General features: G+C 69.3%; 20 protein-coding genes. 14 read left to right on the forward strand and 6 right to left on the reverse strand.

Annotated elements, in window-relative coordinates:
* Positions 1-205 precede the first annotated feature (205 nt).
* The 3 genes from ACFVQ0_RS10495 to ACFVQ0_RS10505 all read left to right on the forward strand — a co-directional run bounded on the left by ACFVQ0_RS10495 (position 206) and on the right by ACFVQ0_RS10505 (position 3,562).
* Complete coding sequence (locus ACFVQ0_RS10495; RefSeq protein ID WP_390086499.1) at positions 206-1,813, forward strand: glycoside hydrolase family 20 protein; 1,608 nt, start codon at positions 206-208, stop codon at positions 1,811-1,813.
* Between the two features lie 184 nt (positions 1,814-1,997).
* Entirely contained in the window at positions 1,998-2,846 is an 849-nt protein-coding gene (locus tag ACFVQ0_RS10500) for a DUF4328 domain-containing protein (protein WP_390086501.1), read from the forward strand.
* Between the two features lie 134 nt (positions 2,847-2,980).
* Positions 2,981-3,562: a hypothetical protein gene (locus ACFVQ0_RS10505; RefSeq protein WP_390086503.1), complete on the forward strand. Its 582-nt coding sequence runs from the start codon at positions 2,981-2,983 to the stop codon at positions 3,560-3,562.
* Between the two features lie 223 nt (positions 3,563-3,785).
* On the opposite strand, the gene ACFVQ0_RS10510 is transcribed toward ACFVQ0_RS10505, so the two are convergent.
* Entirely contained in the window at positions 3,786-5,132 is a 1,347-nt protein-coding gene (locus tag ACFVQ0_RS10510; RefSeq protein WP_390086505.1) for an XRE family transcriptional regulator, read from the reverse strand.
* A gap of 202 nt (positions 5,133-5,334) precedes the next feature.
* Here ACFVQ0_RS10510 and ACFVQ0_RS10515 point away from each other — a divergent pair, with 202 nt between their 5' ends.
* Genes ACFVQ0_RS10515 through ACFVQ0_RS10530 form a run of 4 tightly spaced genes read left to right on the forward strand, consistent with a single transcriptional unit; the run spans position 5,335 to position 8,933 of the window.
* Positions 5,335-6,372, forward strand: a complete 1,038-nt coding sequence (locus tag ACFVQ0_RS10515; protein WP_390086507.1) for a dTDP-glucose 4,6-dehydratase — start codon at positions 5,335-5,337, stop codon at positions 6,370-6,372.
* A complete protein-coding gene (locus ACFVQ0_RS10520; protein ID WP_390086509.1) occupies positions 6,362-7,372 on the forward strand; it encodes an ATP-grasp domain-containing protein in 1,011 nt (336 codons plus the stop codon). Before ACFVQ0_RS10515 ends, ACFVQ0_RS10520 begins: the two co-directional genes overlap by 11 nt.
* Positions 7,369-8,502: a DegT/DnrJ/EryC1/StrS family aminotransferase gene (locus tag ACFVQ0_RS10525; protein ID WP_390086511.1), complete on the forward strand. Its 1,134-nt coding sequence runs from the start codon at positions 7,369-7,371 to the stop codon at positions 8,500-8,502. The genes ACFVQ0_RS10520 and ACFVQ0_RS10525 overlap by 4 nt, the downstream gene beginning before the upstream one ends.
* Positions 8,502-8,933 carry a low molecular weight phosphotyrosine protein phosphatase gene (locus ACFVQ0_RS10530; protein ID WP_390087755.1) on the forward strand — a complete coding sequence of 144 codons (432 nt, stop codon included), beginning with the start codon at positions 8,502-8,504 and terminating at the stop codon, positions 8,931-8,933. The genes ACFVQ0_RS10525 and ACFVQ0_RS10530 overlap by 1 nt, the downstream gene beginning before the upstream one ends.
* A 19-nt stretch (positions 8,934-8,952) precedes the next feature.
* Here the strand turns inward: ACFVQ0_RS10530 and ACFVQ0_RS10535 are convergent, their stop codons facing one another.
* Both ACFVQ0_RS10535 and ACFVQ0_RS10540 read right to left on the reverse strand, forming a co-directional pair.
* Entirely contained in the window at positions 8,953-10,128 is a 1,176-nt protein-coding gene (locus ACFVQ0_RS10535) for a glycosyltransferase (protein WP_390086512.1), read from the reverse strand.
* A 242-nt stretch (positions 10,129-10,370) separates the two neighbouring features.
* The gene (locus ACFVQ0_RS10540) at positions 10,371-11,285 is read right to left on the reverse strand and encodes a hypothetical protein (RefSeq protein WP_390086513.1); all 915 of its coding nucleotides are present in this window, start codon (positions 11,283-11,285) and stop codon (positions 10,371-10,373) included.
* 214 nt (positions 11,286-11,499) lie between these two features.
* On the opposite strand from ACFVQ0_RS10540, the gene ACFVQ0_RS10545 reads away from it, so the two are divergent.
* The 4 genes from ACFVQ0_RS10545 to ACFVQ0_RS10560 all read left to right on the forward strand — a co-directional run bounded on the left by ACFVQ0_RS10545 (position 11,500) and on the right by ACFVQ0_RS10560 (position 15,788).
* On the forward strand, positions 11,500-12,183 hold the full coding sequence (locus ACFVQ0_RS10545) for a hypothetical protein (RefSeq protein WP_390086515.1): 684 nt from the start codon (positions 11,500-11,502) through the stop codon (positions 12,181-12,183).
* Positions 12,180-12,944, forward strand: a complete 765-nt coding sequence (locus ACFVQ0_RS10550; protein ID WP_390086517.1) for a hypothetical protein — start codon at positions 12,180-12,182, stop codon at positions 12,942-12,944. The genes ACFVQ0_RS10545 and ACFVQ0_RS10550 overlap by 4 nt, the downstream gene beginning before the upstream one ends.
* A gap of 799 nt (positions 12,945-13,743) precedes the next feature.
* Positions 13,744-14,544 (forward strand): RNA polymerase sigma factor, encoded by an 801-nt coding sequence (locus ACFVQ0_RS10555; protein WP_390087756.1) that lies wholly within the window; start codon positions 13,744-13,746, stop codon positions 14,542-14,544.
* The gene (locus ACFVQ0_RS10560; RefSeq protein ID WP_390086518.1) at positions 14,544-15,788 is read left to right on the forward strand and encodes a hypothetical protein; all 1,245 of its coding nucleotides are present in this window, start codon (positions 14,544-14,546) and stop codon (positions 15,786-15,788) included. Before ACFVQ0_RS10555 ends, ACFVQ0_RS10560 begins: the two co-directional genes overlap by 1 nt.
* A 176-nt stretch (positions 15,789-15,964) precedes the next feature.
* Here ACFVQ0_RS10560 and ACFVQ0_RS10565 read toward each other — a convergent pair whose 3' ends face one another.
* Positions 15,965-16,891 carry a peptidoglycan-binding protein gene (locus tag ACFVQ0_RS10565; RefSeq protein ID WP_390086520.1) on the reverse strand — a complete coding sequence of 309 codons (927 nt, stop codon included), beginning with the start codon at positions 16,889-16,891 and terminating at the stop codon, positions 15,965-15,967.
* Positions 16,892-17,118: 227 nt separating this feature from the next.
* Here ACFVQ0_RS10565 and ACFVQ0_RS10570 point away from each other — a divergent pair, with 227 nt between their 5' ends.
* Both ACFVQ0_RS10570 and leuE read left to right on the forward strand, forming a co-directional pair.
* Positions 17,119-17,730, forward strand: a complete 612-nt coding sequence (locus ACFVQ0_RS10570; protein ID WP_390086522.1) for a Uma2 family endonuclease — start codon at positions 17,119-17,121, stop codon at positions 17,728-17,730.
* Between the two features lie 69 nt (positions 17,731-17,799).
* Complete coding sequence (gene leuE / locus ACFVQ0_RS10575; RefSeq protein WP_123524002.1) at positions 17,800-18,468, forward strand: leucine efflux protein LeuE; 669 nt, start codon at positions 17,800-17,802, stop codon at positions 18,466-18,468.
* Positions 18,469-18,530: 62 nt separating this feature from the next.
* Here leuE and ACFVQ0_RS10580 read toward each other — a convergent pair whose 3' ends face one another.
* Entirely contained in the window at positions 18,531-19,955 is a 1,425-nt protein-coding gene (locus tag ACFVQ0_RS10580; protein ID WP_390086525.1) for an FAD-dependent monooxygenase, read from the reverse strand.
* Between the two features lie 61 nt (positions 19,956-20,016).
* Here ACFVQ0_RS10580 and ACFVQ0_RS10585 point away from each other — a divergent pair, with 61 nt between their 5' ends.
* Positions 20,017-20,661, forward strand: coding sequence for a TetR/AcrR family transcriptional regulator C-terminal domain-containing protein (locus ACFVQ0_RS10585; RefSeq protein WP_390086526.1), 645 nt, complete (start codon positions 20,017-20,019; stop codon positions 20,659-20,661).
* 76 nt (positions 20,662-20,737) lie between these two features.
* Here ACFVQ0_RS10585 and ACFVQ0_RS10590 read toward each other — a convergent pair whose 3' ends face one another.
* Positions 20,738-23,254, reverse strand: a complete 2,517-nt coding sequence (locus ACFVQ0_RS10590) for a YfhO family protein (RefSeq protein WP_390086528.1) — start codon at positions 23,252-23,254, stop codon at positions 20,738-20,740.
* Between the last annotated feature and the right edge of the window lie 226 nt (positions 23,255-23,480).

Genomic DNA, 23,480 nt, shown 5'->3' on the forward strand with positions numbered 1-23,480 from the left:
ATCGAGGCCGGGCAACGGCCGTCCGGCGGATGTGCGAATTTCACCCGGACGGGAGAGCGTGACGGGAGAGCGGGCCGGGAGCGGACCGGAGGGTTTCGGAATCACTGCTGTACGAAATAGCGAGGAGAGCAACCGGCTATCTCCTTGCTTCTGCTCTCTTTCCTGTATCTGTGCCCTTTCCGCTAGAACCGGAGGTTTCTGACCGATGTCGCTCTCACGCGGCGCCCTCGTGGGCGGAGCGGCCGTCACCGCGGCCGTCGCGGCGACGCTCACCGTCGTCCTGTGGCCCGACAGCTCCGACAACGCCCGCAGGTCCGGGGCCGCGGCCTCGTCCTCGGCCTCGTCCGCCGCCCCCACTCCCTCCCCGACCCGCAGCTACCCGCTGTCCAAGACGCCCCGCGCCATCCCCGCCGTACGCGAGCACACCCCCGCCCACGGTCCCGGCTGGCGGCCCGGCAAGGGCAGCGCGGTGGTGATCGCGGACGGCAGCAAGGGGCTCGCCGACGAGGGGCGGCTGCTCGCGGGCGAGCTCAAGATCGCCTACCGGGGCGAGGCGGCGGCGCGGGCCGGCGATGTGGAACTGGCCCTCACTCCGACGGCCGAGGGCGGCCCGGAGTCGTACACCCTGAAGGCCCACGACGGCCGCGTCACGATCAGCGGGCCCGGCCAGGCGGGCGTCTTCTACGGGACCCGCACCCTCAAACAGTCGGTGCGGGCCGACGGCGTCATGCCGGAGGGCGAGGTGCGCGACCGCCCCGACCGGCCGCAGCGCGGGCTCAACCTCGACATCGCACGCAAGTTCTACAGCGTCGGCTGGATCGAGGACCGGCTGCGCGAGATGGCCGACCTCAAGCTCAACCAGCTCGGCCTGCACTTCTCCGACGACCAGGCCTTCCGCATCGAGTCCGACACCCACCCCGAGATCGTGTCGCCCGAGCACCTGACCAAGGCGCAGGTGCGGCAGATCGTCGCCCTGGCCGGACGGCTGCACATCCAGGTGGTGCCGGAGATCGACTCCCCGGGCCACCTCGGCGCGGTCCTGCGCGCCCACCCCGATCTCCAGCTGCGCAATGTGTCGGGCGTGGCCTCGCAGGGATCGCTCGACATCTCCAAGCCGGGCGCGGCGAAACTCGTCGACGAGCTCCTCGGCGAGTACACGGAGCTCTTCCCCGGCACGTACTGGCACCTGGGCGCCGACGAGTACCTCGCGCTGATGGCGCGCGACCCGGCCGCCTCCTACCCCCAGCTCCAGGCGGCAGCCGTACGGAAGTACGGGCCGAAGGCCGGGATCGCGGACCTGGCCACCGGCTGGCTCAACGACCGCGCGGCGGTGGTCCGCCCGCACGGCAAGCAGCCCAAGGCATGGAACGACGGCCTCTTCCGCGACACTGTCGTCAAGGCGGCCAAGAACATCGAGATCGAGTACTGGACGGGCAAGGAGTACGGGGCCCGGCAGCCGGACGAGTACCTGCGCGAGGGCCGTCAGGTGCTGAACCTCAACGACGAGTTCCTCTACTACGTGCTCGGCCAGCCCAACGACTTCGTCTACCCCACCGGCAAGCGGATCTACGAGCAGTGGACCCCCCTCGTCATGCGCGGCACCACCCCGGTTCCGGCGCGCTACTCCCGCCAGATCCTCGGCGGCCGGTTCGCCGTCTGGGGCGATTTCCCGAACGCCCAGACCGCGGCGCAGGTCGCGCAGGGGATCCGGATGCCGCTGCGGGCGACGTCCCAGAAGCTGTGGGACCCGGGGAAGCCGAAGCTGAGCTGGGACGGGTTCCGGAAGCTGGCCGGGGAGATCGACAAGGGCTGAGGCGCCGCACCGGGGCAGGAGTGCCGAAGTGGTGGAGCACCTGTGGATTCCCTGTGGACAGGAGAGTGACCGAGGGCTACGTTCCGGAGGCCGCGCGCACTTGGGGAGGAGCGCGCGGCTTCTGTCATCCGCTCTCGTCCGCGCCCGGAACCTCCGTGCGTCCACAACCCTGGGGGGTTGCTCCGTGCTCTGTTCCACCTGCGGCACCAGACCGTCGGCCGGCTCCGACGGACGCTGCGCGCTCTGCGCGCCGACCGCCGGACGGGCCGCCGCACCCGTCGTCGAGCAGGCCGCCGGAAGGGCCTGGGCTCAGGCCCCGTCCGCACCGGCCTTCACCGCTCCGCAGCAGTCGCTGCGTTCGCCCGAGGGGCTCGCGAAGGCCGTCGTCGTCCTGCTGGCGGTGGCCGCCGTGGCGGACCTGCTGGCGGTGGCCGCGGACCTCAACGTCCGCACGCTGATCGGCAACGCTCTCGACGCCGTTGACGGCGGGAGTTTCATGGGGATCAACCAGGCGGAGGCAGATCGCGCCGACACGCTCTACGCGGCGGCCGGCGTCCTGCAGATCCTCACCACTCTTGCCGCCGCCATCGGCTTCATCATGTGGTTCTGGCGGGTCCGGACGAACGCCGAGATCTTCGACGCGAGCGCTCAGCCGATGCGGCCCGGCTGGGCCATAGGTGGCTGGTTCGTTCCGGTCGCCGGGCTGTGGCTGCCGCGCCGGATCGCCGGCGGCATCTGGACCGCGAGCGCGCAGACCAACACCGACGGCACCTGGCGCCAGGTCTCCCATGCCCCGCTGAACCTGTGGTGGGGTGCCTGGGTGGCCGCGATGGTGTTCGGCCGGTTCGCCGCCGACCGGTACGACCGGGCCGAGCAGCCGCAGCAGATCATGGACGCCGCCTCGATGGTGGTGGTGTCCGATCTGCTCGGCGTCGCGGCCGCGGTCTTCGCGATCCTGTTCGTGCGCAAGCTGACCAGGATGCAGGGGGAGCGGGCCGCCGTCGGCCTGTTTTCGCTCAGTGCCCGGCTGTAGCGACGCCCTACGGACAGCAAGCGGTTTCGGCCGCCCGCAGTGACGATTTTCGGCCATTCGGCGCTGAACGCGGTAACAGAGTGCACTGCGTCCCCATGCGTCCCGGCGTGGGGAGGGCCGACGGGAGACTGCCGATGAGCCTGCTGGAACTGATCGCCGCCGCCGACGAGCGGGGCCTGACCGCGAGCGGGGCCGCCTGCCTCGACCGTTGCCTGCCGCAGCCCGCCGAAGGCGCGGACCCCGATCCGCTGCGCCCGCTCTGGGCCGGCTGCGCGGACGGGGCGGCCTGGCCGGACCGGCTGGCCGAGGCGCGCGCGGCGCTGGACGCCCTGCCGGGCGGGGACGCGACGGTCGAGCGGATCCGCGAACTGCTCGGCGGGGCCCCCGCGGTCCGGGCCGGCGCCGGACTGCGCGACTGGGCCGACGACTGCTCGGTGCTGGCCCTGGAGATCCACCTCGGCCACGACGCCGAACGCACCGGCCCCGCGGAGCTGGTGGCGCGCTGCCGCGCGGGCGACCCGCGAGGGGCGGGACCGCTGCTGGCCGGGGAGACCGCGCGCCAGGCCCGGATCCTGGAGATGCTGGCGGAGATCGCCGACACGGCCCCGGCCGGCGCCGGGCTGCGCCAGGTGCTGGACGTGTCGGCCGAGGGGCAGCGCGTGCTCCGCGCGGCGGCCTCGCGGCGCGCCCGCGTGAGTGACCTGCGCATGGCATAACAGCAGGTCAGGAGTGGGGAGAAATGAGGACGACCGGGGCCGCCACCCCCGGCCGAACTCAGTCGAGCCAGCCGTCTGAGCCGCAGGTTTGCCGTCTGGACGCCGGTTCCTGACTGCCGACTGTCTCGGCGTGTTTTCAGGTGACTCTGCCTGTTCCTGGGTCCTGTTGGCCACGCGTTGGTCATGCGATGCGCCGAGCCTCTCCGGTGCCCGGGCAGGCCGTTCACGTGGCCACGGACGCCAGCCGCTGATGTGCGTACGAGCGCAGGTCTTGAACGGCGGTTTCGCCCTTGTGGGGCTCAAGCGACTCCCGCAGGGTGCCGCGCACCAGGTCGAGGCAACGTGAAGCACCTGTGCCCAGAGCGGTGTCCAGAGCTGTCCGAGTGTCCGCCACGGCGGAGGCGACGTCGTGGTCGGCTAGCGCCGCGTGGGCTCGATAGGTGAGCATGATGGCGCGGGTTCTCTCCCGTTCGGGGACCAGCAGGCTCAGGCCCTCCTCCAACGCGGCTGTGGCTCGCCGTGGATCTTCCAGATCCAGCCAGCAGCGCCCGGCGTCGACGGCGAGGTCAGCAGATGACATCCAGGACACCCACGCGGGTGCCGATTGTGCTCGGCCACGATCCAGTTGGTCTTCGGCATCGTTGAGCGCGCGGGCGGTGCCCACGTCATCCTTGAGTACGGCGAGGGCGCGAGCCCGGCGAACATCCAGCAGGGAGCGGGCGGTCGAGTGGCGGGTCCGGGTGCGGGCATGGGCGAGGATCTCGACCGCCTCACTGGGATGGCCGAGCCAGGTGGCGGAGTAGGCGAGGTCGGAGAGGACTCCGGCTCCGAGGTCGCGGTCGTCGGCGCTGTGGGCCGAGTGCAGGGCGGTGCGCCAGTGGCGTTGCGCCGAGGCGTGGCGGCCTTGGTCGAAGTGGAGCCAGGCGGCGCTCTGGGCTGCCTGAGCCAGAACGGTACGCAGCCGGCGGCCGGTGGGTTCGTCGTAGCGGGCTGAGTCGAGCAGGTTGACAGTGACACGCATGGCCGCGCCGAGGAGGTCAGCACACTCCTGAGGGGATGTGTTCGCCAGGCCGGGGAGACGTTCGACGCTGCTCTCCAGCCAGCTGAGCAAGCTTCCGTCGACACGGCGCCCGGCCAGAGCCCCAACCAGACGTTCGGGTTCGACGCGGGCCCATTCGGTTGCCATTCCGACTAAGGATCCGGCGGCGAGAACGAGGAAGGTGCGGCGGTCAGGCTGGTCGAGATCCACCAATAACTCCGTGTGGGCGGCGCGGACGCCGACTGGGCTGAAGGGAAATGGACGATCGTAGGCGGGGAGCCACCATGGCCATGCCATGGTCCGCCACCGTGCGGAATCGATGCCCAGGACGTCGGCCAGCAGCTCTTGATAGAGATCGCTCGGGGCGCCTACCCGCCTGTGTTCCCACCGGTAGATGCGACTGCGGTCGGCAGCGATGCGAAGACTGCGGCGTTGCGCGGCCAGGTTCAGGTGGTAGGCAAGCTTTTCCATGCTCCACCCGCGTTGCAGGCGCACGTAGGTCAGGGGATGGCGTACCGCTTCCGTCGTCATGCACACCCCCCAACTCTGGTGTCTGTACGGCACCGTAGCGACCCGATTCCCAGAGCGGGCCCACATCGGGGATACAGACTCCAACGGGGTGTGCGGCCCACGGTGGAGGCAGCTCGGCGACATTCCGAGCATCTCCTTGACGGTCTGCGGACATCGCCTCGCCGCGTGATGTGCCGGGCCGCCACTCTTCCGGGAGGCGTGCATGAAACACGTACTCGTCACTGGAGGTGCGGGTTTCATCGGCTCGCACTTCGTCAAGCGGATCATCCGGGCCGAGGACGTCGCCCGCGTGACCGTCCTCGACGCCCTCACCTATGCCGGTCACATTGAGAACCTGGGCATGGCGTTCCTGTCAGACAAGCTCCGGTTCGTCCATGGTGACATCCGAGACGCAACTGCCGTCGACAACTTGATGGCGTCCGGTCCCACAGCAGTAGTGCATTTCGCGGCTGAGTCCCACGTCGATCGCTCCTATGACGCCGCCGACGGGTTTCTCTCCACAAATGTTCTCGGTACCCGGGTGCTTGTCGACGCGGCTCACCGCCACGGCATCGCCAAATTCGTCCACGTCTCGACCGACGAGGTCTACGGCCCAATGCCGAAGGGAGCAGCGACCGAGGATTCACCCATGCGCCCCTCGGTCCCGTACGCGGTGTCGAAGGCGGCCGCCGACCTGGTAGCCCTGGGTGCTCACCAGACCCTTGGGCTCCCGCTGTGTGTAACTCGCAGTAGCAACAACTACGGGCCCTACCAGTACCCGGAAAAGATCATCCCGCTCTTCGTGACCCAGCTCCTGCGAGGAGCGCCCGTCGCTCTCCACGACCGGGGGCAGCACGTACGTAACTGGCTGCACGTAGAAGACAACTGTGCCGGGATCGAAGCGGTGCTGCGTGGTGGGGAGCCGGGGGAGATCTACAACCTCGGGGGAGGCACTGACCTGTCCAGCAAGGAACTGACCGGCCACTTGCTGAACATTTGCGGCGCGACGTGGGGTGCGGTCACCTACATCCCCGACCGACCGTCGAACGATGTCCGCTACTCGATCGACTGGTCCAAGGCTCGCAACCACCTCGGATACCGGCCGACTCACGGCCTGGAGGATGGGCTGGCTGAAACCGCCGAGTGGTACCGCCGCAACCCTGACCGGTGGGCCCCGCTCGCGAGCGAGGGTCTGCGGCGCACCGCTCCGTCGGCCTTCCGTCCCGCACTCGCACCTCGGGAGGGCGACCGTGCCTGCTGACCCGATCGCGCCGCGCCGGATCCTGGTCACCGGTACTGGAGCCAACCCCGGCTTCGGGCTCGCCCGGAGTCTTATCCGTCTCGGCCACCGAGTCATCGCTGCCGACGCCAACCCTCTTGCCCCAGGCTTCCTGCTCCCGCAAGTCGTGCCGCAGCTCATTCCGACGGCTGACGACCGCGACTACCGGGCCCGCATGACCGGGCTGTGCCGGGCGCTGGCGGTACAAGCGGTGGTACCCGCCATCGAGAACGATCTTCCGCCGCTGTTGCGGATGAGTTCTCGGCTGGAGGAGATCGGCGTGCGTATGTGGCTGCCCGAACCCGCATCGGTACACACATGCATCGACAAGGCAGCCTTTCATCGCGTGCTCACCGAGAGCGGAGTGCCTACCCCTCGGTCTTGGTGGGGCGACACCCTCGACCGGGTCCCCGAGCACACGCGGTTGGTGGTCAAACCCCGGCGCGGCCACGGTGCCCAGCACGTCCACTTCGTCGAGAAGAAGGAGCACGCCCTGCTCCTGAGCGAGGTGGTCCCTGATGCCTTGGTGCAGGAGAGGGTGTACGGAACCGAGTTCACGGCAGACTGCCTGGTGGACCGCACGGGCCGAGCGTCGGCGATCCTGCGCCGCCGGGACCTGGTGAAGGCCGGGCTCGCAGCAGTCTCCACGACCTTCCGCGACTCCGCCGTGCTCGATCTCGTGCTGGCCGCCCTACGTGCTGTACGTGCCGAGGGCCTGTGCTGCGTACAAGGCTTCGTCCAGGCAGACGGGCAGGTCACGATCACGGAACTGAACGTCCGGATCGCCGGCGGTTTCCCGCTGACCGAGGCGGCCGGAGCTGACCTGGTCGGGCAAATGGTCAACGGGCTGTTCGGCCTCCCGGTCGACCATGACCGTCTGACCTACCGGACAGGGATCTTCCTGACCAACTACGTCGAGACGTTGGCCGTCGGTGAGACGACCGACCTGAAGCGCATCGCCATGAACGGGGTAACCACATGAGCCTGACCACCCCCGACGCCCGGCGCAACGCCTCCCCGTACCTCTACGGACATGAGGCAGCGTCTGTCGTCCGAGTCCTGGAGGACGGCCAGTACGGACACACTGACCTCACCGCCGAATTCGAGAGGCGGATCGCCGCGTACCTCGGCGTACCCGACGTGGTGGCCGTCAGTTCCGGTACCGCTGCCCTGCACAGCGCCCTGCTGGCCACAGGCATCGGCCTTGGCGACGAGGTAATCGTGCCGTCCATGACGTTCTGCGCCACTGTGCAGGCCATCCGGGCTGTAGGAGCCGCCCCGCGGTTCATCGACGTAGACCCGGCGACGTCGTGCGTCACCCCGGAACTCGTCATGGACGCAGTCACCGACGACACGGCCGCCGTGCTGCCGGTGCTCTTCGGTGGCCGGGCCGTCGACCTCAGTTCCATTCGCGAGGAGCTGGCGGAGCGGGGCATCGTGGTCATTGAGGACGCCGCCCATGCTTTCGGCTCTCACTGCGGATCCAAACACGTCGGTGCCGACGACACGGCCTTGACGTGCTTTTCCTTCGGACCGGTCAAGAATCTGACGTGTGGCCAAGGCGGGGCCGTCATCCCTCGTACGCCCGAGGAGGCCGCCGCTGTCCGCCGACTCCGCATGTTGGGCGTCACGCAGTCCCAGAGCGAGCGCGCTGAGACCACCAGCTACCAGGTGGAAGGCTTCGGCTTGCGTTATCAGCTCTCGTCCATCAACGCCGCCATCGGGCTGGCGCAGTTCGACCATTTCGACGCCACCGTGCGCTCCCGGCGGCATTTGTGGCGCGCCTACAGCGATGCCCTGGACGCCCTGGAGGGGGTGACGCTCGTCGACGTCGACCTCGGCCACACGGTGCCGCACCTGTGTCAGGTACGCGTGCCGCACAGGGACCACGTATTCGCCCACCTCCGGGCGAGGAGCATCGGCGTCGGCGTTCACTACCCGCCCAACCACCTCCAGCCCGCCTTCGCACGCTGGACGCGTGACCTGCCCGCCACCGAACGGGTCAGCCGGGAAATCCTGAGCCTGCCCTTTCACCAGCACCTCACCGCGGCAGACGTCCACCGAGTGGTGACCACCCTCGGACACGCACTCAAGACCACAGGCGGCTCATGATGTCGAATCTGCTCGTCGTGTGTCTGGGGAACTACTGCCGTAGCCCCTTCGCTCAGCTTGCTCTCGCTCGACGGGGCGGACCACATACGGCCGTCCGCTCGGCCGGACTGATCGGCAAATGGCAGGACCAACCAGCCCATTCCGCCATGATCAACGCTGCGCGGCGGCTGGGCTACGACCTCACTGCCCACCGCGCCCGGCAGATCAGCCTGGACATGCTGGAGTGGGCGGACACAGTACTCGCCATGGACGTCTCCGTTCTTGCAGCCCTCCAGGCCGTCTGCGGTCCGGAGAACGAGAACAAACTGCGCCTCTACCTGGCTGGCCGGGACGTGCCCGACCCGATAGGCCAGGACGACGCTGCGTTCCATGAGTGCGCTGTGCTCATTGAAGTCGGCACCGCACTCCATACCGGTGGACGGATCACGTAGCCCACTGCGGGCCAAGCTGTCACCGGGACGCTGCGGAAAGGATCACGTCCACGAGCCTTTCCGCAGCGTCCGGGCGACCGTGGGCCCTGGCCGCTGCGGCCATCGTGGCCCGGCGCTCCGGATCGGCGAGGAGCGGGCCGACCGCCTCGCGCAGGTGGCCGCCGGTGATCTCGCCGAGGAGGGCGACCGCTGCGCCGGACTCCTCCAGGTGGCGGGCGTTGTGAGCCTGTTCGTTCCCGGCCGCCGTGGCGAGCGGGATGAATACGGCGGGCTTGCCCAGGGCGGTCAGCTCGGCCAGGGTTCCCGCGCCGCTGCGGGAGATCACGAGATCGGCCAAGGCCAGGACGTCCGGCAGCTCCGGTCCGACGAAGGCCGTGAGGTGGTACCGGGCGGCCAGGGAGACCGGAAGTCTCGCCGCGCGCGCGGACAGCGCCTCTTGGTGGGCCGGACCGCACTGGTGCACCACGTTGGCGCGCTCCAGCAGCCACGGCAGTTCGCCGCCGACCAGGTCGTTGATCTGCTGCGACCCCTGCGCCCCGCCGGTGACGTACACCGTGGGAAGACGCCGGTCGAACGCGTGCAGACCCAGTGCCGTCACGGCCTTGTCCGGGTTGCCGGTCAGGACCTCCGGACGTACGGGGTTGCCGGTGACCACCGCCGCCGACCGGATGCTCTCCGGCAGGAGCGGCAGGGTCGACTCCGAGGACACGGCGATCCGTGCGGCGGAGCTGGCCAGCTTCCGGTTGGCGAGGCCGAGGCGGACAGTCTGCTCGTGCAGGACCAGCGGGACTCGGCACATCTTGGCGGCGAGCCCGGCCGGCACGGCTACGTAACCGCCCGTGGCGAGCACGACGTCCGGCCCGAAGGCGGAGACAGCGCTGCGTGCCTGGGCGACCCCGAGCGGCACGCGCGCCATGTCCCGGACGTTGGCAGGAGACACCATCTTCAGAGGGTTCGAGTGACGCCGGATCTTGCCCGTAGCGACGGTGGTGAACGGGATGCCCTCCGCGTCGGTGACCCGGGCCTCCAGGCCCTCGGCCGTTCCGATCCACAGGACGTCGAGGGTGCGACCGGAAGCCGCCAGGCGTGCCCGCAAGGTGCGGATAGCGGTGAGAGCGGGGTACGTGTGACCGCCGGTGCCGCCTCCAGTGACGATCAGGCGGAAGACGGCGGGCAGTTGGAAAGCAGTGTTCACTCAATCACTGTAGCGGCTACTTGTTCGCGATCGCCTTGAAGGCGGCCATGCGTTCGGCGCACGTTGCGTTTCATGCTCAGGGATGGAATGAAAGGATCTTGCTGAGCATGAAGAGGCCACGAAGAATTCGTCTCCACTAGTCTGCGGTCGCGAACGGCACCAAAATATTGTCACCCATCCTTTCCGGTCAGTCCCGGTTCGCGCTAGTCACCTCTTGCTGTCGCCAGATCTAGATTGCTCGCCTACCATTCCCAACGAAATCCGACCACCGCTTCCTCGATGAATGGAATATATTTTCGCGCTACGTGGCCGCGAATATTCCATTCCTCTTCCCATACGGGCCTATTGTCGATATGGTCATCCCAGATGCACCACCATATCTTCCGGGGGATATCGCTTGAAGTGAATTCAACGGCGATATCTACGTTTTCGACTCGCGCAAAGGCTGGGCGCCTTATTTCAGATGTCTTGGAGTGGATCGGTTCGTAGTGGGCCTGATATTCAAGCGCTGTGGCCTGCATCGCCGCCAGCGGATTCGCCAGCAGGATGTCGACCCCGGTCAGGCCGTCGCCATACGAGTATCGATCGCCGAGCGTGCCTCCATGTAGAACCTCGATTCGAGAAGCCCAAGGTTCGTGATTGAAAAAATAGGTGTCGACGTTATCCTCAACAGCTCGAATAGCGTGAAATGTCTTTCGCCAGAGTAGTGATCGATTGGGGTCGACGGAGTACCTTTCGACCAAGTTGATCGTTCGATGTCTTTGTCTTTTAGCCATCGCGCGTCGATTTCTGAGTGTGTGTGCGACGCCGAGATCAGGGTTATTCTCCCCAAAGAGTGCGCCCCATAATTCTTCCCGATGGTAATCTTCCATTTCGAATGCCTCGATGAACCACCTGAGGGTCTCTGGGGAGATGATCGATCCATTCAAGGCACGGGAGACTCTGTCCTTTAGAGTGCGAGGTGCAATATTTTCGGATAGCTCGCCGCAATCCCACAGGTGAAGTGTAATAACTTCGGCGATAGCAGCTTGGTGGAGATCCTCTCTTGCGCGCTTGGCCCGCTGCTGCCACCGCCGGCGATACCTAGGGTGCACGGCGAGGATCTCTCTCAGCCTGCGGCTCGTGATGAAGGCCCCCTGGTTTCTGATGGCTGGCACCTCCCCCTCCGTTCCTGTGCCAGGAATGTAGCGCCCGAGTATCACCGGCCCTACCCGAGAGGCGAGCGCCTCACATAACTGAGCTGCACCTTCACGTCTGAGGGTGCGGGGTTCAGGTAGCCGTGCGACACAACTGCGACACACATCCAGTGAGATTGGCCCCGAGGCGTCGATGCGTCAAGTGCGCATCGACCATGATCGGACGGAGAAGCTCGTGTCTGAAGCAACCCGCATGGAGACCCCGAAGCACACCCCCGAGGGTGAATCGAACATTCATCCGGAAATCGCAACTGAGGACTTGGATGTTGTCGGCGCTGGCCACGAACTGAAGGCGATGCAGGCCTCGTTCGAGGTCCTCAGCCCGCTGGCGGGCCAAGCGCGAAGCCGAGCTGTGAAGTGGCTTCTGGATGCTTTGGGTATGGATGGTTGTGACCTTCAGTCGGAGCTGTCGGCCACGGCTTCTGGATTTTCTCCGCCTAATGATATCGATTCCCTTTCGGGAGACTTTAGGGAAGTTCCGACCCCTCGTGCGTTCATGAGTCAAAAGAAGCCGAAATCTCTGGTCGAACGTATCGCATGCCTTGCCTACTATCTGAGCTTCTACCGAGATGTTCCGCATTTCAAAACTAGTGACCTCGTTTCCTTGAACACCGAGGCGGCGGCGCCAAAGTTCGGCAACCCTTCCAGGGACTGTGACAACGCTGACCGACAGAATGGATATCTCGTGACAGCGGGGAAGGGGGTCAAGCAGATCACTCCACGTGGGGAAGCTGTGGTTCAAGCGCTCCCTGATCGAGATTCGGTCAGTGCGGCGCTTCGGGAGAACCCCTTCAGGGCCCGACGATCCCGTGAGGCGGCGCTGAAGCGATCGTCTGATCGAACGAAGGGCGACAAATGAGCGAGAGTACGAGGGCGGTACTCGGGTCCTCCTACCCGCCCCAGCTCGTGGATGAATTGGTTGCGTCTTATCAGGAGGCGAAGACCAATTTTTATCGTGGAGGTCACAGGCTCAGCGCTGTTGAGGGGGGACGGTTTTGTGAGGCTGCCTTCAGGATCCTCGAACAAATCACCACTGGATCCCATACGCCGATCGGCGAGTCCCTCAATACTCAAAACGTAATCTCCGTAGCAGGCGCTCAACCGAAGGAGAAGCATCCGAAGTCTGTTCGGATCTACATCCCGCGAGCGCTGCGGGTGGTATACGACATTCGCAACAGTCGAAATGCCGCCCACCTCTCTGACGAAATCGACGCCAATCTGCAGGACGCGACACTCGTGACATCAGTGCTGGATTGGGTGGTTGCGGAATTGGTTCGCCTCAGCAATGGAGTGACGCCAGAGGAAGCCCAGAAAATCATTGAGGATCTCGTAACGAGGCAGGTGCCAGGGGTGCAAGACTTTGGCGATTTCCAGAAGATCCTCCGACCTGATATGCGCGTGGGTGATCGTGTGCTCGTCCTGCTGTACCGACGGGGAGTGCAGGGGGCTCGGTACCCAGAGTTGCTCCAGTGGATGCCGAACAGTATGCGCTCAAACCTCAGGCGTACTCTGCGTACGCTCGATGCGAAGGCGCTAGTGCATGTCGCCGATGAGAACGTGCAGATTACCTACGCAGGGCAGCGCACGGTCGAGTCGAGAGGGCTTCTGGAGCCCCTCTAGCTACCTAGTCGGCTTCGATGCTCAATCCCCTTGACGGGGCCAGGTGGCCCCGTCAAGGGGATTGAGCGGGCGTAAAGGTGCCAGTAGTCGAACAGGTGAACCTTTGTTTGGCTCGCTTGTGTTGTGGTGGAACGTGCTCGCGGCTTGCGGCGGAAGCTTTCTGGTAACAGGCCAAGTGCTCTACGGACGCTCCAGCTGAATCATCAGTAGCGGCGCATGCTCCTCCCACCCTGCTGAAAGTCTGATCTATGCGAGCGCGGAACGTCTCGTAGGGAGAAGTGATTCAGGGCGGCCGCAGTCGTGAGCCGCGTCTTACGCACGACACTCGTGTGCCTTGCTGGCTGCGGCGTTGGCCATTGCCTACGCGGTCACTGGTGAGCCGAGAGCAAGAAGCTCTCGCACGGAGCGATGTAGTGCACGAGCCGCGGAGGACCGTCAGGCGCTCTGACGTCCGGGGTGTTCCTCGCGTGCCGGAGGCGGGTTGGTCACGCCGTTGGTCACGAGGGGGTGTGCGGCCCGGAGAGTTCCAGGTCAGGAGTGGGGAGAAATGAGGACGACCGGGGCCGCCACCCCCCACAGGAGAGGCCCCGGTCGTCTTCCGCGGGGCCGCGGAACGACCCCGTACTCATCTCAGCGTCGGGACCGCGATTTCTGTCACACCGCGTCGTGTCCGCACAATGTTGCGGGTTGTACAAGTCATGGACGTGATGCCCGCGAAGGACGTAGCGTGCTGATTCGCGCAGGGTGGCGCGGCAGTGGTGACCAGCTGCGATTCAGGACAGCAGGGCGGGTTGAGGGAGTGCTGGGGGACGACGCGGGGCTTACCGCCGCGGTACTCGCGGCGCAGGACGGGGACGAGGACGCCTTCCGGACTGTGTACCGCGCTGTGCAGCCGCGGTTGCTGGGCTATATAAGGACACTGGTGGGGGAGCCGGACGCCGAGGACGTGGCGTCCGAGTCCTGGCTCCAGATAGCGCGTGACCTCGACCGGTTCAGCGGGGACGCGGACCGGTTCCGGGGGTGGGCGGCGCGCATAGCGCGTAACCGTGCCCTGGACCATCTGCGGATGCGCGGCAGGCGCCCCTCGGCCGGCGGCGACGAGGCCGAACTGTCCGAGAAGCCCGCCGAGTCCGACACCGCCGCCGAGGCGATCGAGGCCCTGGCCACCGGGCGCACCATGTCGCTCATCGCCCAGCTGCCGCAGGACCAGGCCGAGGCCGTCGTGTTGCGTGTGGTGGTCGGGCTGGACGCGAAGAGCGCGGCGCAGACGCTGGGCAAGCGGCCGGGTGCGGTACGGACCGCCGCGCACCGCGGGCTGAAGCGGCTCGCCGAACTGCTGCGGGCGGACAGCGCGGACGTGCCGGACGGCACCGCGCATCCGGAGGGCGGGAGCGGTCCGGGCCACGCGGAGGAGGGCCGGACGGACATCGGCGCCTCCGGGGCCGCCGACGGGCCGGCCCCCGTACAGGCACCGCACGGGAGTGCGGCCGGACGGACGGCGGAACTGGGCGCCGTACCCGCGCAGCGCCCCTCCCGCACCGGCCTGGTGGCGCCCGCCGGTGTGACGCATTCGCGTCTTTGGACGCAGAAGGACATGTGATGGCCGACGAGCAGTACGAATGGCTTGACAAGGAAACGGCGGAGAGACTTCTCCGCCGTGAACCGGTCGATCCCGTCGACGGCCAGCAGGGACAGGATGCCGACAGGCTCGCGGCCGCCCTGGACGCCGCGGCCCGGTCCGCCCGCCCGGCCGCCGGTGAACTCCCCGGCGAGGCCGCCGCCCTGGCCGCCTTCCGCGCCGCTCCCCGCTCCACGGCCCGTACCCGCGCCGCGTCCGCGCGGGCCGGCCGGGGGCCCGCCGCCGGGTCTGACGGGGATGGCGGCGGCCTGCTCGCACCCGTGCACATAGGCAGGGCCGGTTCCGGCAACGGGCCGGGCTCCGCTTCCGCCGCCCGGCCGCCGAGCTGGAGCCGGCCCGTCCGCTTCGGTCTGGTCGCCTCCCTCGCGTGCTGCGCGATCGGCGGGGTGGCGGTGGCCGCCGGGACCGGGGTGCTGCCCGGACCCTTCGGCCGGCACGCCCCCGCGCCGGCGACATCGGTGTCGGCCGCCGCCTCGCCCGAGGAACTCGGCTCCGGTCTCACCGCCGACGACGGGACGCCGAAGCCGCCGTCCGGCACGCCGGGCCCGAAGAGTTCGCCGCCCGAGGCCCGGGACTCCGCCCGCCCCGGCGGCAGGAGCTCGGAGGGGCCCGGCCCCACCGGACCCGCCACCGACGGCGGAACCGGCGCCGGAAAGCACCAGGACCCGGCCGGTGGCGTCCCGGACGGCACCAAGGGCACGGGCGGTGAAGGAGACGGCTCCGGGCAGCCCGATCCCCCGCAGCCCGGCACCTCGGGCGCCTGGTACGCCAAGACGCTGAAGGCCTGCCGCGACTACCGCGACGGCAAGCTCGACGACGACAGCAGACGCCGCCTCGAAGCGCTGGCCAAGGGCGCCCGCAACCTGGACCGGTTCTGCGAGCGGATGCTCGACGCGGCCGGCGACAAGGGCGGCAGCGGCGACAACAACGGCAATGGCGGCAACAACGGCAACAACGGCAGCGGTCAGGACGGCGACGGCGACGGCGGTGGCAACAGCGGTAACAGCGGCAACGGCGGTGATTCGGACGGCGATGGCCACTCGCCGTCCGGCGGCTTCGGCTCCCTCCCGTCGATCGGTTTCTCCCCCGCGTCCCCGCAGCCGTCGACCGCCTTCGCCGGAACGGACCCCGCCGCCGGCCCTGGAACGGACCCCGGAGCGGACGCCGGTGCCTCGCCGCCGGTGGTGCCGGCCGAGGCCCGCTGACCCCGTCCACCACCGGGTGTGACGTTTTTCGGCACGCGGACGCAGTACAGAGTGAGCCGACTGGTCATCGGCAGCGTCCTGAGCCGGGGTTCCCCCCGTACCTTCGGCTCGGCGCAACGGCGCGGGCGGGACACGTTCCCCCGGTCCCGCCCGCGCCCCTCACCCGTACAGGCCGTTCAGTTGTAGACGACGACCTTGTCGCCGTTGCGGACCTGGGCGTACAGCGAGGCGATCTTCCCCTCGTCCCGGACGTTGACGCAGCCGTGCGAGGCGCCGTTGTAGCCGCGGGCCGCGAAGTCCGAGGAGTAGTGCACCGCCTGCCCGCCGCTGAAGAACATCGCGTACGGCATCGGGGAGTCGTAGAGCGTCGACACGTGGTGCCGCGATTTCCAGTAGACGGAGAAGGTGCCCTCGCGGGTCGGTGTGTACTGCGAGCCGAACCGCACGTCCATCGACGAGAGAACCTTGCCGTCGATCATCCAGGACAGCGACCGGCTGTTCTTGCTGATGCAGATCACCCGGCCCGTCATGCACCGCTTGTCCGGCTTCGCGACCGGCCGGGTGGTCGGCGGGTTCAGCTCCGCCGCCGTCGGCTCGTGCGTCATCCCGAGCAGCTTCTGCCAGGTGAGCGTGTCCGCCTTTCCGGTACGGGACAGTCCGCGCTTGCCCTGGAACGACTGCACAGCCGTGACCGTGACGGTGCCGTAGTAGCCGGTGGGGGTGCGGTTGAAGTGTCCTATCTGGCGCAGCCGGGCCTGGAGCTCGCGCACCTGCTTGCCCTGCGCGCCGCTCGCCATCAGCACCTTGCCCTGCGGGTCGGGCGCGGCCGGTGCCGTCGCCGAGGGTGTGGGCGTGGGCTTCGGCGGTGTACTCGCGGACGGCGTCGGCGTCCCCGGCCCGTCCGCGCCGGGCTTGGCGTCGTCGGTGGGGCTGCCGCTCGTCGGCGCGGGCGACGGGGCCGCCGGGGTGCTGCCCGCGGCCTGCGGTTCGCACCCCGCGGTCACGGCGGTCAGCGCGAGGACGGCGACGGCGGCGCCGGCCGTCGCCACCGCACGGCTGCCCCGGTGCGCGCGGCCGCGCCCGGTCCTTCTGGTGCGTATCATCTCGGCCCCCTGGGTCTCCGGTATCTCATGGGACGGATTCCCGCCCTGCCCGGTTGCCGAACTCCGGACATGACGGCGAAAGCGTTATCGAGATTCATCGGTTACCGGTCAGCGGCCGGAGCGGGAGAGGGAGGGCTGCCACGGAGGCACTCGCGAGGGTGACCTCTCGCCGTTTGTCCGTGGCCCTGGATAAGCTCGTGAACAGTGGTCCCCGAAAGGAGGATGCCGTGGCCGTAATACAGCACGAGGAGCAGGTGCACGTGCAGGAACAGCCGGAGCTGACGCTCGGCGAGGCAGCTGACCAGCTGGCACGCTCGCTGCCTGGGCATCGCGTGGAGATTCTCCAGGGGAGGCTCATTGTGACACCACCGGCTGATGGAACGCATGCTCTGGCGCTGTCCTGGCTCAGCGAGGAATTCGGTGCCAGGGCACGCAAATCGGGGCTGAGACTCGTTCAGGGAGTCGGGCTCTGGCTTCCCACCGGCCCCGATGACTACGCGATTCCGGATTTGTCGGTTGTCGAGGCCGACTTCCGCGACTCTCACGCCATGAAGAACTGCTACGCCGCCCACGTCTTCCGCATGGTCGTGGAGGTGACCTCGACCAACTGGGCGGACGACCTCGGTCCCAAGGTCGAGGACTACGCCCAGGCGGGCATCCCGGTCTACGTCGTGGCCGACCGCAAGCACGACCAGGTGCTGCTCTGCACCGATCCCCGGGGCGGCGAGTACAAGAACCAGGCGCACCACAAGCGCGGGACGTCCTTCTTCGTGCCCGACGAGGTCGGCGTCGAGATGGAGCTCTCCGTGGACCGGCTGCTCAACGGCGACGAGGACTGACGGAGCGCGCCGTCCCAGGACCTGAACCCAGCGCCCGCAGTGTCGTACCCGCGTGCGACACTCCGTTTCATGCTGGGTGTCACTGACCTTCCGACCTATCTCGCCGGCCTGGTGCTGATCGTTCTGCTGCCGGGCCCGAATTCGCTGTACGTGCTGTCCGTCGCCGCCCGGCGCGGGGTGCGGACCGGCTATGTGGCCGCGGCCGGGGTGTGGACCGGGGACACCGTGCTGATGACCCTGTCCGCGCTGGGGGCGTCCTCGCTGCTGCAGACGACGCCTGTGCTGTTCGCCGTGGTGAAGTTCGCCGGGGCGGGCTATCTGACCTGGCTGGCCTTCGGGATGCTGCGGGCCGCGGTGTCCATGTGGCGCGAGCGGCACCGGCGGGTGGCGGAGCTGACGGGGGAGTCGGCGGACGGGGCCGAGGCGGCCGGCGCCATGGAGCGGCCGTACCGGCGGGCGCTGGTGGTCAGCCTGTTCAACCCGAAGGCGATCCTGTTCCTGATCTCGTTCTTCGTGCAGTTCGTCGATCCCGGGTACGCCTATCCGGCGCTCTCCTTCCTGCTGCTGGGCACGCTGCTCCAGGTCGCCAGCTTCCTGTACCTCTCCGCGCTGATCTTCGGCGGCACCCGGCTGTCGGCCGCGTTCCGCCGCCGCAAGCGGCTCTCGGCGGGGGCCACTTCGGCGGCGGGTGTGCTGTTCCTCGGCTTCGCCGCGAAGCTGTCGCTCAGCAGCGTCTGAACAATCGGACGGGCGAGCCCTTCGTCGTCATGTGAGCAGTCCATGACGACGAACGTAGGAACTCAACCTCGCTTGAGGCCAAGGCCCAGCGGTGCCAGGTACCCGGCGAGGCCGTCGGCGTCCTCGCCCGCCCAGCCGATGTAGCCGTCCGGCCGGACCAGGAACAGCCCCTTGCCGTACGCCTCGTACGCGTCGACGCGGTGCACCCGGAGGCCTTCCGGAGCGGCGGGCTCCGGCAGCTCCGCTTCGGTCCCGACCGCCAGCAGCGTGAAGTGCGGGCCCCGGTAGACGTCGAACAGCCGCCGGTCGCCGCAGGGGCCGTCGGGGGCGCGGTCGCCCGACTCCAGGACGCCCGCCCGGCCCGAGGAGAGCGGGCCGCCCCGGTAGCCGACGCCGAGCTGCTGGGTGGCCGCGCCGCGCTCCTGCTCGCCCCGGTGGATACGGGTGGACAGGCCGAGCACCTCGGCGGCGACCGGGCGGCGCTCCTGCTCGTACGTGTCCAGCAGGGCCGGGGGCGCCCCGTGGCCGAGCACCTGGCCGAGCTTCCAGCCGAGGTTGTACGCGTCCTGGACGCTGGTGTTCAGCCCCTGCCCGCCCGCCGGGGAGTGGACGTGCGCGGCGTCCCCCGCCAGGAAGACCCGGCCCTCGCGGAAGCGGTCGGCCAGGGCGGCGCGCGGCCGGAAGTCGGAGGACCAGCGCACCTCGGTGACGTCCGCCGCCTCCAGGTGCGTGCGCGCGGCGACCAGCGCGCGCACCCCCTCCGCGGAGGTGTCGGGCTCGCCCTCCTTGAACTGGGCGGCCAGCTGGAAGTCCTCGGTGCCGGGCAGCGGGCACAGCGTGATGAACCCGGAGCCGGTGTCCGTCATGTGCCAGTTGAGCCGGTCCAGCGCGTCCCCGGCGATCCGTACGTCGGCCACCAGCATCGGTGCCGGGTCCACCGTCTCCCCGGTCATCGCGATGCCCAGCGCCCGTCGCACCGTGGAGCGCCCGCCGTCCGCCGCGACCAGGTAGGAGGCGCGGACCGGACCGGTGGACAGCTGTGCGGTGACCCCGTCCGCGTCCTGGTCGAGGCCGGTCAGCGCGGTGTCGAACACCACGTCGCCGCCCAGCTCCCGCAGCCGGGCCAGCAGGATCTCCTGGGTCCGCCACTGCGGCATCATCCACGGCTCCCCGTACGGCTCGGCGTCCGTCGGCGCCGCCACCCGGAACATCCGGTGCTCGCCCATCCGCTCGCCGTTCCGCCAGGCCATCCCGACCGGCGCCGGGCCGCCGTGCTCGCGGACCGCGTCGCCCACCCCGAGGTCGTCCAGGACCTCCCGGGTACGGGGCTGGATGCCCTTGCCGCGCGAGCCGGGGAAGAGCGCGGGCGCCTGCTCCACCAGGAGGGCGGGCACGCCCCGGCGGGCCAGGTCGCAGGCAAGGGCGAGACCGCACGGACCGGCGCCGACGATCAGGACCCCAGTTTCCTTAACGTTGTTAAGTTCCATGGCCGCGAGTCTGCGCTTAACGTTGTTAAGTTGTCAAGGTCGGGGCTGTTAACTTGGCCGGGTGGGTACGACGAAGATCGACCGGTCCCGAGTGGCCGACACGGCGCTGCGGCTGCTGAACGAGGGGGGCCTGGACAAGCTCACCCTGCGCGCCATCGCCCGGGAGCTGGACGTCAAGGCGCCCGCGCTGTACTGGCACTTCAAGGACAAGCAGGCGCTGCTCGACGAGATGGCGACCGTGATGTACCGCCGGATGCTCGAAGAGGACCTGCCGGGTCCGACGCCGGAGGGCTGGCAGGACCAGCTCGTCGCCTACAACAGCGGGCTGCGCCGCGGCCTGCTGCGCTACCGCGACGGGGCGAAGGTCTACGGGGGCGCGCAGTTCACCGGCACCGACCACGCGGACGGGCTCGAAGGGCATCTGCGGACCATGGTCGACGCGGGCTTCGAGCTGTGGCAGGCGGTCCGGGCGGGCACCACCGCGTACTCCTACACGATGGGCTTCGTCAGCGAGGAGCAGGGCGTACGCCCGATGCCGGACCAGCGGCGGGAGGGCTTCGACGTCGCCGAACGCGCCGAACGGCTGGCCCGCTACCCGCTCGCCGCGGCGGCCGGCCCGGAGATCTTCGCCAACTACGACGAACGCTTCGAGGACGGCCTGCGGCTGATCATCGCGGGCATCGAGGCGCGGTACGGGGGCAGCTGAGGGCCCGGGCCACCAGCCCGACAGCCCCGGCCACCAGCGCGGCGGGGCGGTCCTCAGCCGCGCCTGCGGGACAGCGTCAGCCGCTCCTGCGCCGCCGTATCCGGATCAGCGCCGCCGGACCGAGCGCCGTCACCAGCAGTGCCACCAGCGCGGCGGCCCCGGTGAGCGTTCCGGCCCGCAGCCCCGGCGGCCGGAACGAGCAGTCCACCGCCGTCCGGCCCCCGCCCACCGGCGCCGCGACGAGCCCGAGGTACGAGCCGGCCGGGCGCCCGTCGCAGCTCCAGCCCGCGATCCGGGGCGCGGCCAGCACCGCCACCCCCTCGGTGCCCGCCGGGAGTTCGGCGTGCACACCGCTGCCGGAGACCGTGACCCGCGTCGCCCCCGTGCGCTTCAGCCCCGCCACCGCGGCGGCGAGGCGCCCCGGATCCAGACAGCCGACGGCCTCGTGCGGAACGGTCCCGTCCCGCTCCGCCCGCAACGTCACACTGATCCGGCCCGCGCCGGGCCCGAGCGGCAGCATCCCGGCCCGGCGGGCGGGCAGGTCGCCCCTCACATCGGCCGGTTCACCGGTGGCACCCAGCCGCGCGGTGCCGAACAGATCGGGCGCCCACAGGAACACCTCGCTGCCGGCCGGGCAGCTCGCGCTCAGGGTGTACGTGCCGGACCGCGCCTCGTACGCGTACGCGTTCCGGTCCGTGGCGGCCGTCCCGTCGGCGGAGCGCAGCACGGTGCGCGGCAGCGTGTAGACCGGGGCGCCGAGCAACTGCTCCTGGTTCCGGAACGGTGAGCGCGCCCACCGCTCCCCGTCGGCGCCGGACGGCCGTACCGTCACCAGCGGCGGGACCTCGCGCCTGGTCACCGTCGTCGGCCGGTCGTCCGGGCGGTTCCAGACCTGGTGCGGATCGCGCGGTACATGGACCCGGGCGCCGACCGAGAACACCGCGTCGGTCACCGGGTTGTCCAGGCTTTGAAGGGCCCGCCCGCGCGAGGTGAAGCCGCCGCCGAGCGCGAGGAAGGTACGGGTCGTCACGTCGGGCGTGTGGCTGCTGTAGTACGCCCCGCCCTGGCCGCCGACCGTCAGCGGGTCGTTGGCGGTGCTCTGTTCCAGGCCCGGGTCCGTGCGGTAGCGCGGCCAGCCGTCGGCGCCCGCCACCGCGTCGGCCTGGAGGCGCTGGCGCTCGCCCCAGGGCGCGTAATCGTCGAGCTGCTTCAGCCGCTGCCGGTCGGCGTACGCCGTGGTCGCGGCGGCCTGCCCGGCCTGCGCCCCCACCAGCAGCAGCGCCGCCAGCGCGAGGAACCTGCCGCCGCGCACCAGCGCGAGGGCGCAGAGCGCCGCCACCAGACCCGCGGCGAACAGCGGATACGTCCACCGGGTGACCAGCGCGCTGGGCGCGGCCGCCGCCGCGATCAGCACCAGCACCCCGCCGCCGGCCAGCAGCGCCCGCCGGTCCGGCCAGCCCCGGGCGATGGACGTCCAGGCGGCGATCACCACGATGCCGGAGAACACGAACGTCTGCCGGAACGGGCTGCCGTTCGGCGTCGCGAAGGCGTGCCAGAGCAGATGGGTCGGCCCCCACTGCATGGACAGCGCGACCGCCGCCACCAGCCCCGGCCACACCCACCGCTCGGCGCGCGGCACGCCCCGGTGGAACGCGAGCACGCAGGCGAGCAGCAGGGCGCCCGTGCCCAGGAAGACCGCCGGGCTGAAGAATCCGTACGTGGCCGGCAGCAGCCGGGCCGCGACATCGGGCCAGGCGGCCGGGGCGAACTCCCGCGTCCAGCCCGGGTAGGCGTGCTTGGTGCCGAGGAAGACCGGCAGCAGGACCGGCGCGGCCAGACCGATGCCGATCAGCACCGTCCGTATCGCGCGCACCAGCCCCCGTACCCGCTCCCGCTTCCCCTCCAGCGCCTCCCCGTCCTCCAGCAGCAGCCGCACCACCAGCACCAGCGCGGCCCCGAGCGTGGCCATGTACGCGGTGTAGAAGTTGGACACCCAGGCGAGCGTCACCAGGAGCGTCCCCAGCACCGGACGCCGCGCGGTCCGCGCCCACTCACCGGCCAGGCACAGCAGCGGGAAGGCGATCAGCCCGTCCAGCCACATCGGGTTGTACGCCGCCTCCGCGACCGACCAGCCGCACAGCGCGTACGAGGCGCCGAGCACGGCCGCCGCCCACTCCCGGCCGCGCCCCCGGCGCAACGCGGTGAGCAGCCACGTCATCGCCGCCGCCGCGACCCCCGTCTTCACCAGCGTGACCACGTAGACGGCCAGGTCGATGCGGTCCCTCGGGAACACCCCGACGAGCAGGGCGAAGGGGCTGCTCAGATACGTACCGAGATCGGGCAGGAAGCTGGTGCCGAAGCCGGACTGCCAGTTCAGCAGCAGCCCGCCGTCACCCTTGCCGTGCAGCAGGTCCCAGAGGTGGGCGTGGAACGGTACGAACTGGTTGCCCAGGTCGTTCACGCTGCGCGTGCGCGGGCCGAACGGGTAGCTGCGGGCCACCGCGTCGCCCACGCAGACGGTGACGACGGTGAGCACGGCGGCCAGGGCGGCGGCCGTGGCGCGCGGCGATCGGAGAATCGGCGGAGTCCTCATGGTGGCTCGAATATGTCATCGAACATCGTGAAATCCCGTGCGGGAAAAGGCGGTTCACCTGATGGCCCGCCGCCCTTCACGCGCCGGTCCCCGCCGAGTCACCGGGGCCGGAGGACAGGGTGAGCCGTTCTCCGTGCCGACAGGGTGAGTTCACCCGGCGGCCGTCCAGGTTTCCTACCGTGCCACGGAACCCCGAACGGTTGACGAACATCCGTCTCCCCGCCCC

Source organism: Streptomyces sp. NPDC057900, from assembly GCF_042887885.1.
GTDB lineage: Bacteria > Actinomycetota > Actinomycetes > Streptomycetales > Streptomycetaceae > Streptomyces.

Bases quoted from the DNA above. Each gene is read 5' to 3' on its own strand.
- ACFVQ0_RS10495 (WP_390086499.1), top strand. From the start codon at position 206: ATGTCGCTCTCACGCGGCGCCCTCGTGGGCGGAGCGGCCGTCACCGCG.
- ACFVQ0_RS10505 (WP_390086503.1), top strand. From the start codon at position 2,981: ATGAGCCTGCTGGAACTGATCGCCGCCGCCGACGAGCGGGGCCTGACC.
- ACFVQ0_RS10510 (WP_390086505.1), bottom strand. From the start codon at position 5,132: ATGACGACGGAAGCGGTACGCCATCCCCTGACCTACGTGCGCCTGCAA.
- ACFVQ0_RS10515 (WP_390086507.1), top strand. From the start codon at position 5,335: ATGAAACACGTACTCGTCACTGGAGGTGCGGGTTTCATCGGCTCGCAC.
- ACFVQ0_RS10525 (WP_390086511.1), top strand. From the start codon at position 7,369: ATGAGCCTGACCACCCCCGACGCCCGGCGCAACGCCTCCCCGTACCTC.
- ACFVQ0_RS10530 (WP_390087755.1), top strand. From the start codon at position 8,502: ATGTCGAATCTGCTCGTCGTGTGTCTGGGGAACTACTGCCGTAGCCCC.
- ACFVQ0_RS10550 (WP_390086517.1), top strand. From the start codon at position 12,180: ATGAGCGAGAGTACGAGGGCGGTACTCGGGTCCTCCTACCCGCCCCAG.
- ACFVQ0_RS10560 (WP_390086518.1), top strand. From the start codon at position 14,544: ATGGCCGACGAGCAGTACGAATGGCTTGACAAGGAAACGGCGGAGAGA.
- ACFVQ0_RS10565 (WP_390086520.1), bottom strand. From the start codon at position 16,891: ATGATACGCACCAGAAGGACCGGGCGCGGCCGCGCGCACCGGGGCAGC.
- leuE (WP_123524002.1), top strand. From the start codon at position 17,800: ATGCTGGGTGTCACTGACCTTCCGACCTATCTCGCCGGCCTGGTGCTG.
- ACFVQ0_RS10580 (WP_390086525.1), bottom strand. From the start codon at position 19,955: ATGGAACTTAACAACGTTAAGGAAACTGGGGTCCTGATCGTCGGCGCC.
- ACFVQ0_RS10590 (WP_390086528.1), bottom strand. From the start codon at position 23,254: ATGAGGACTCCGCCGATTCTCCGATCGCCGCGCGCCACGGCCGCCGCC.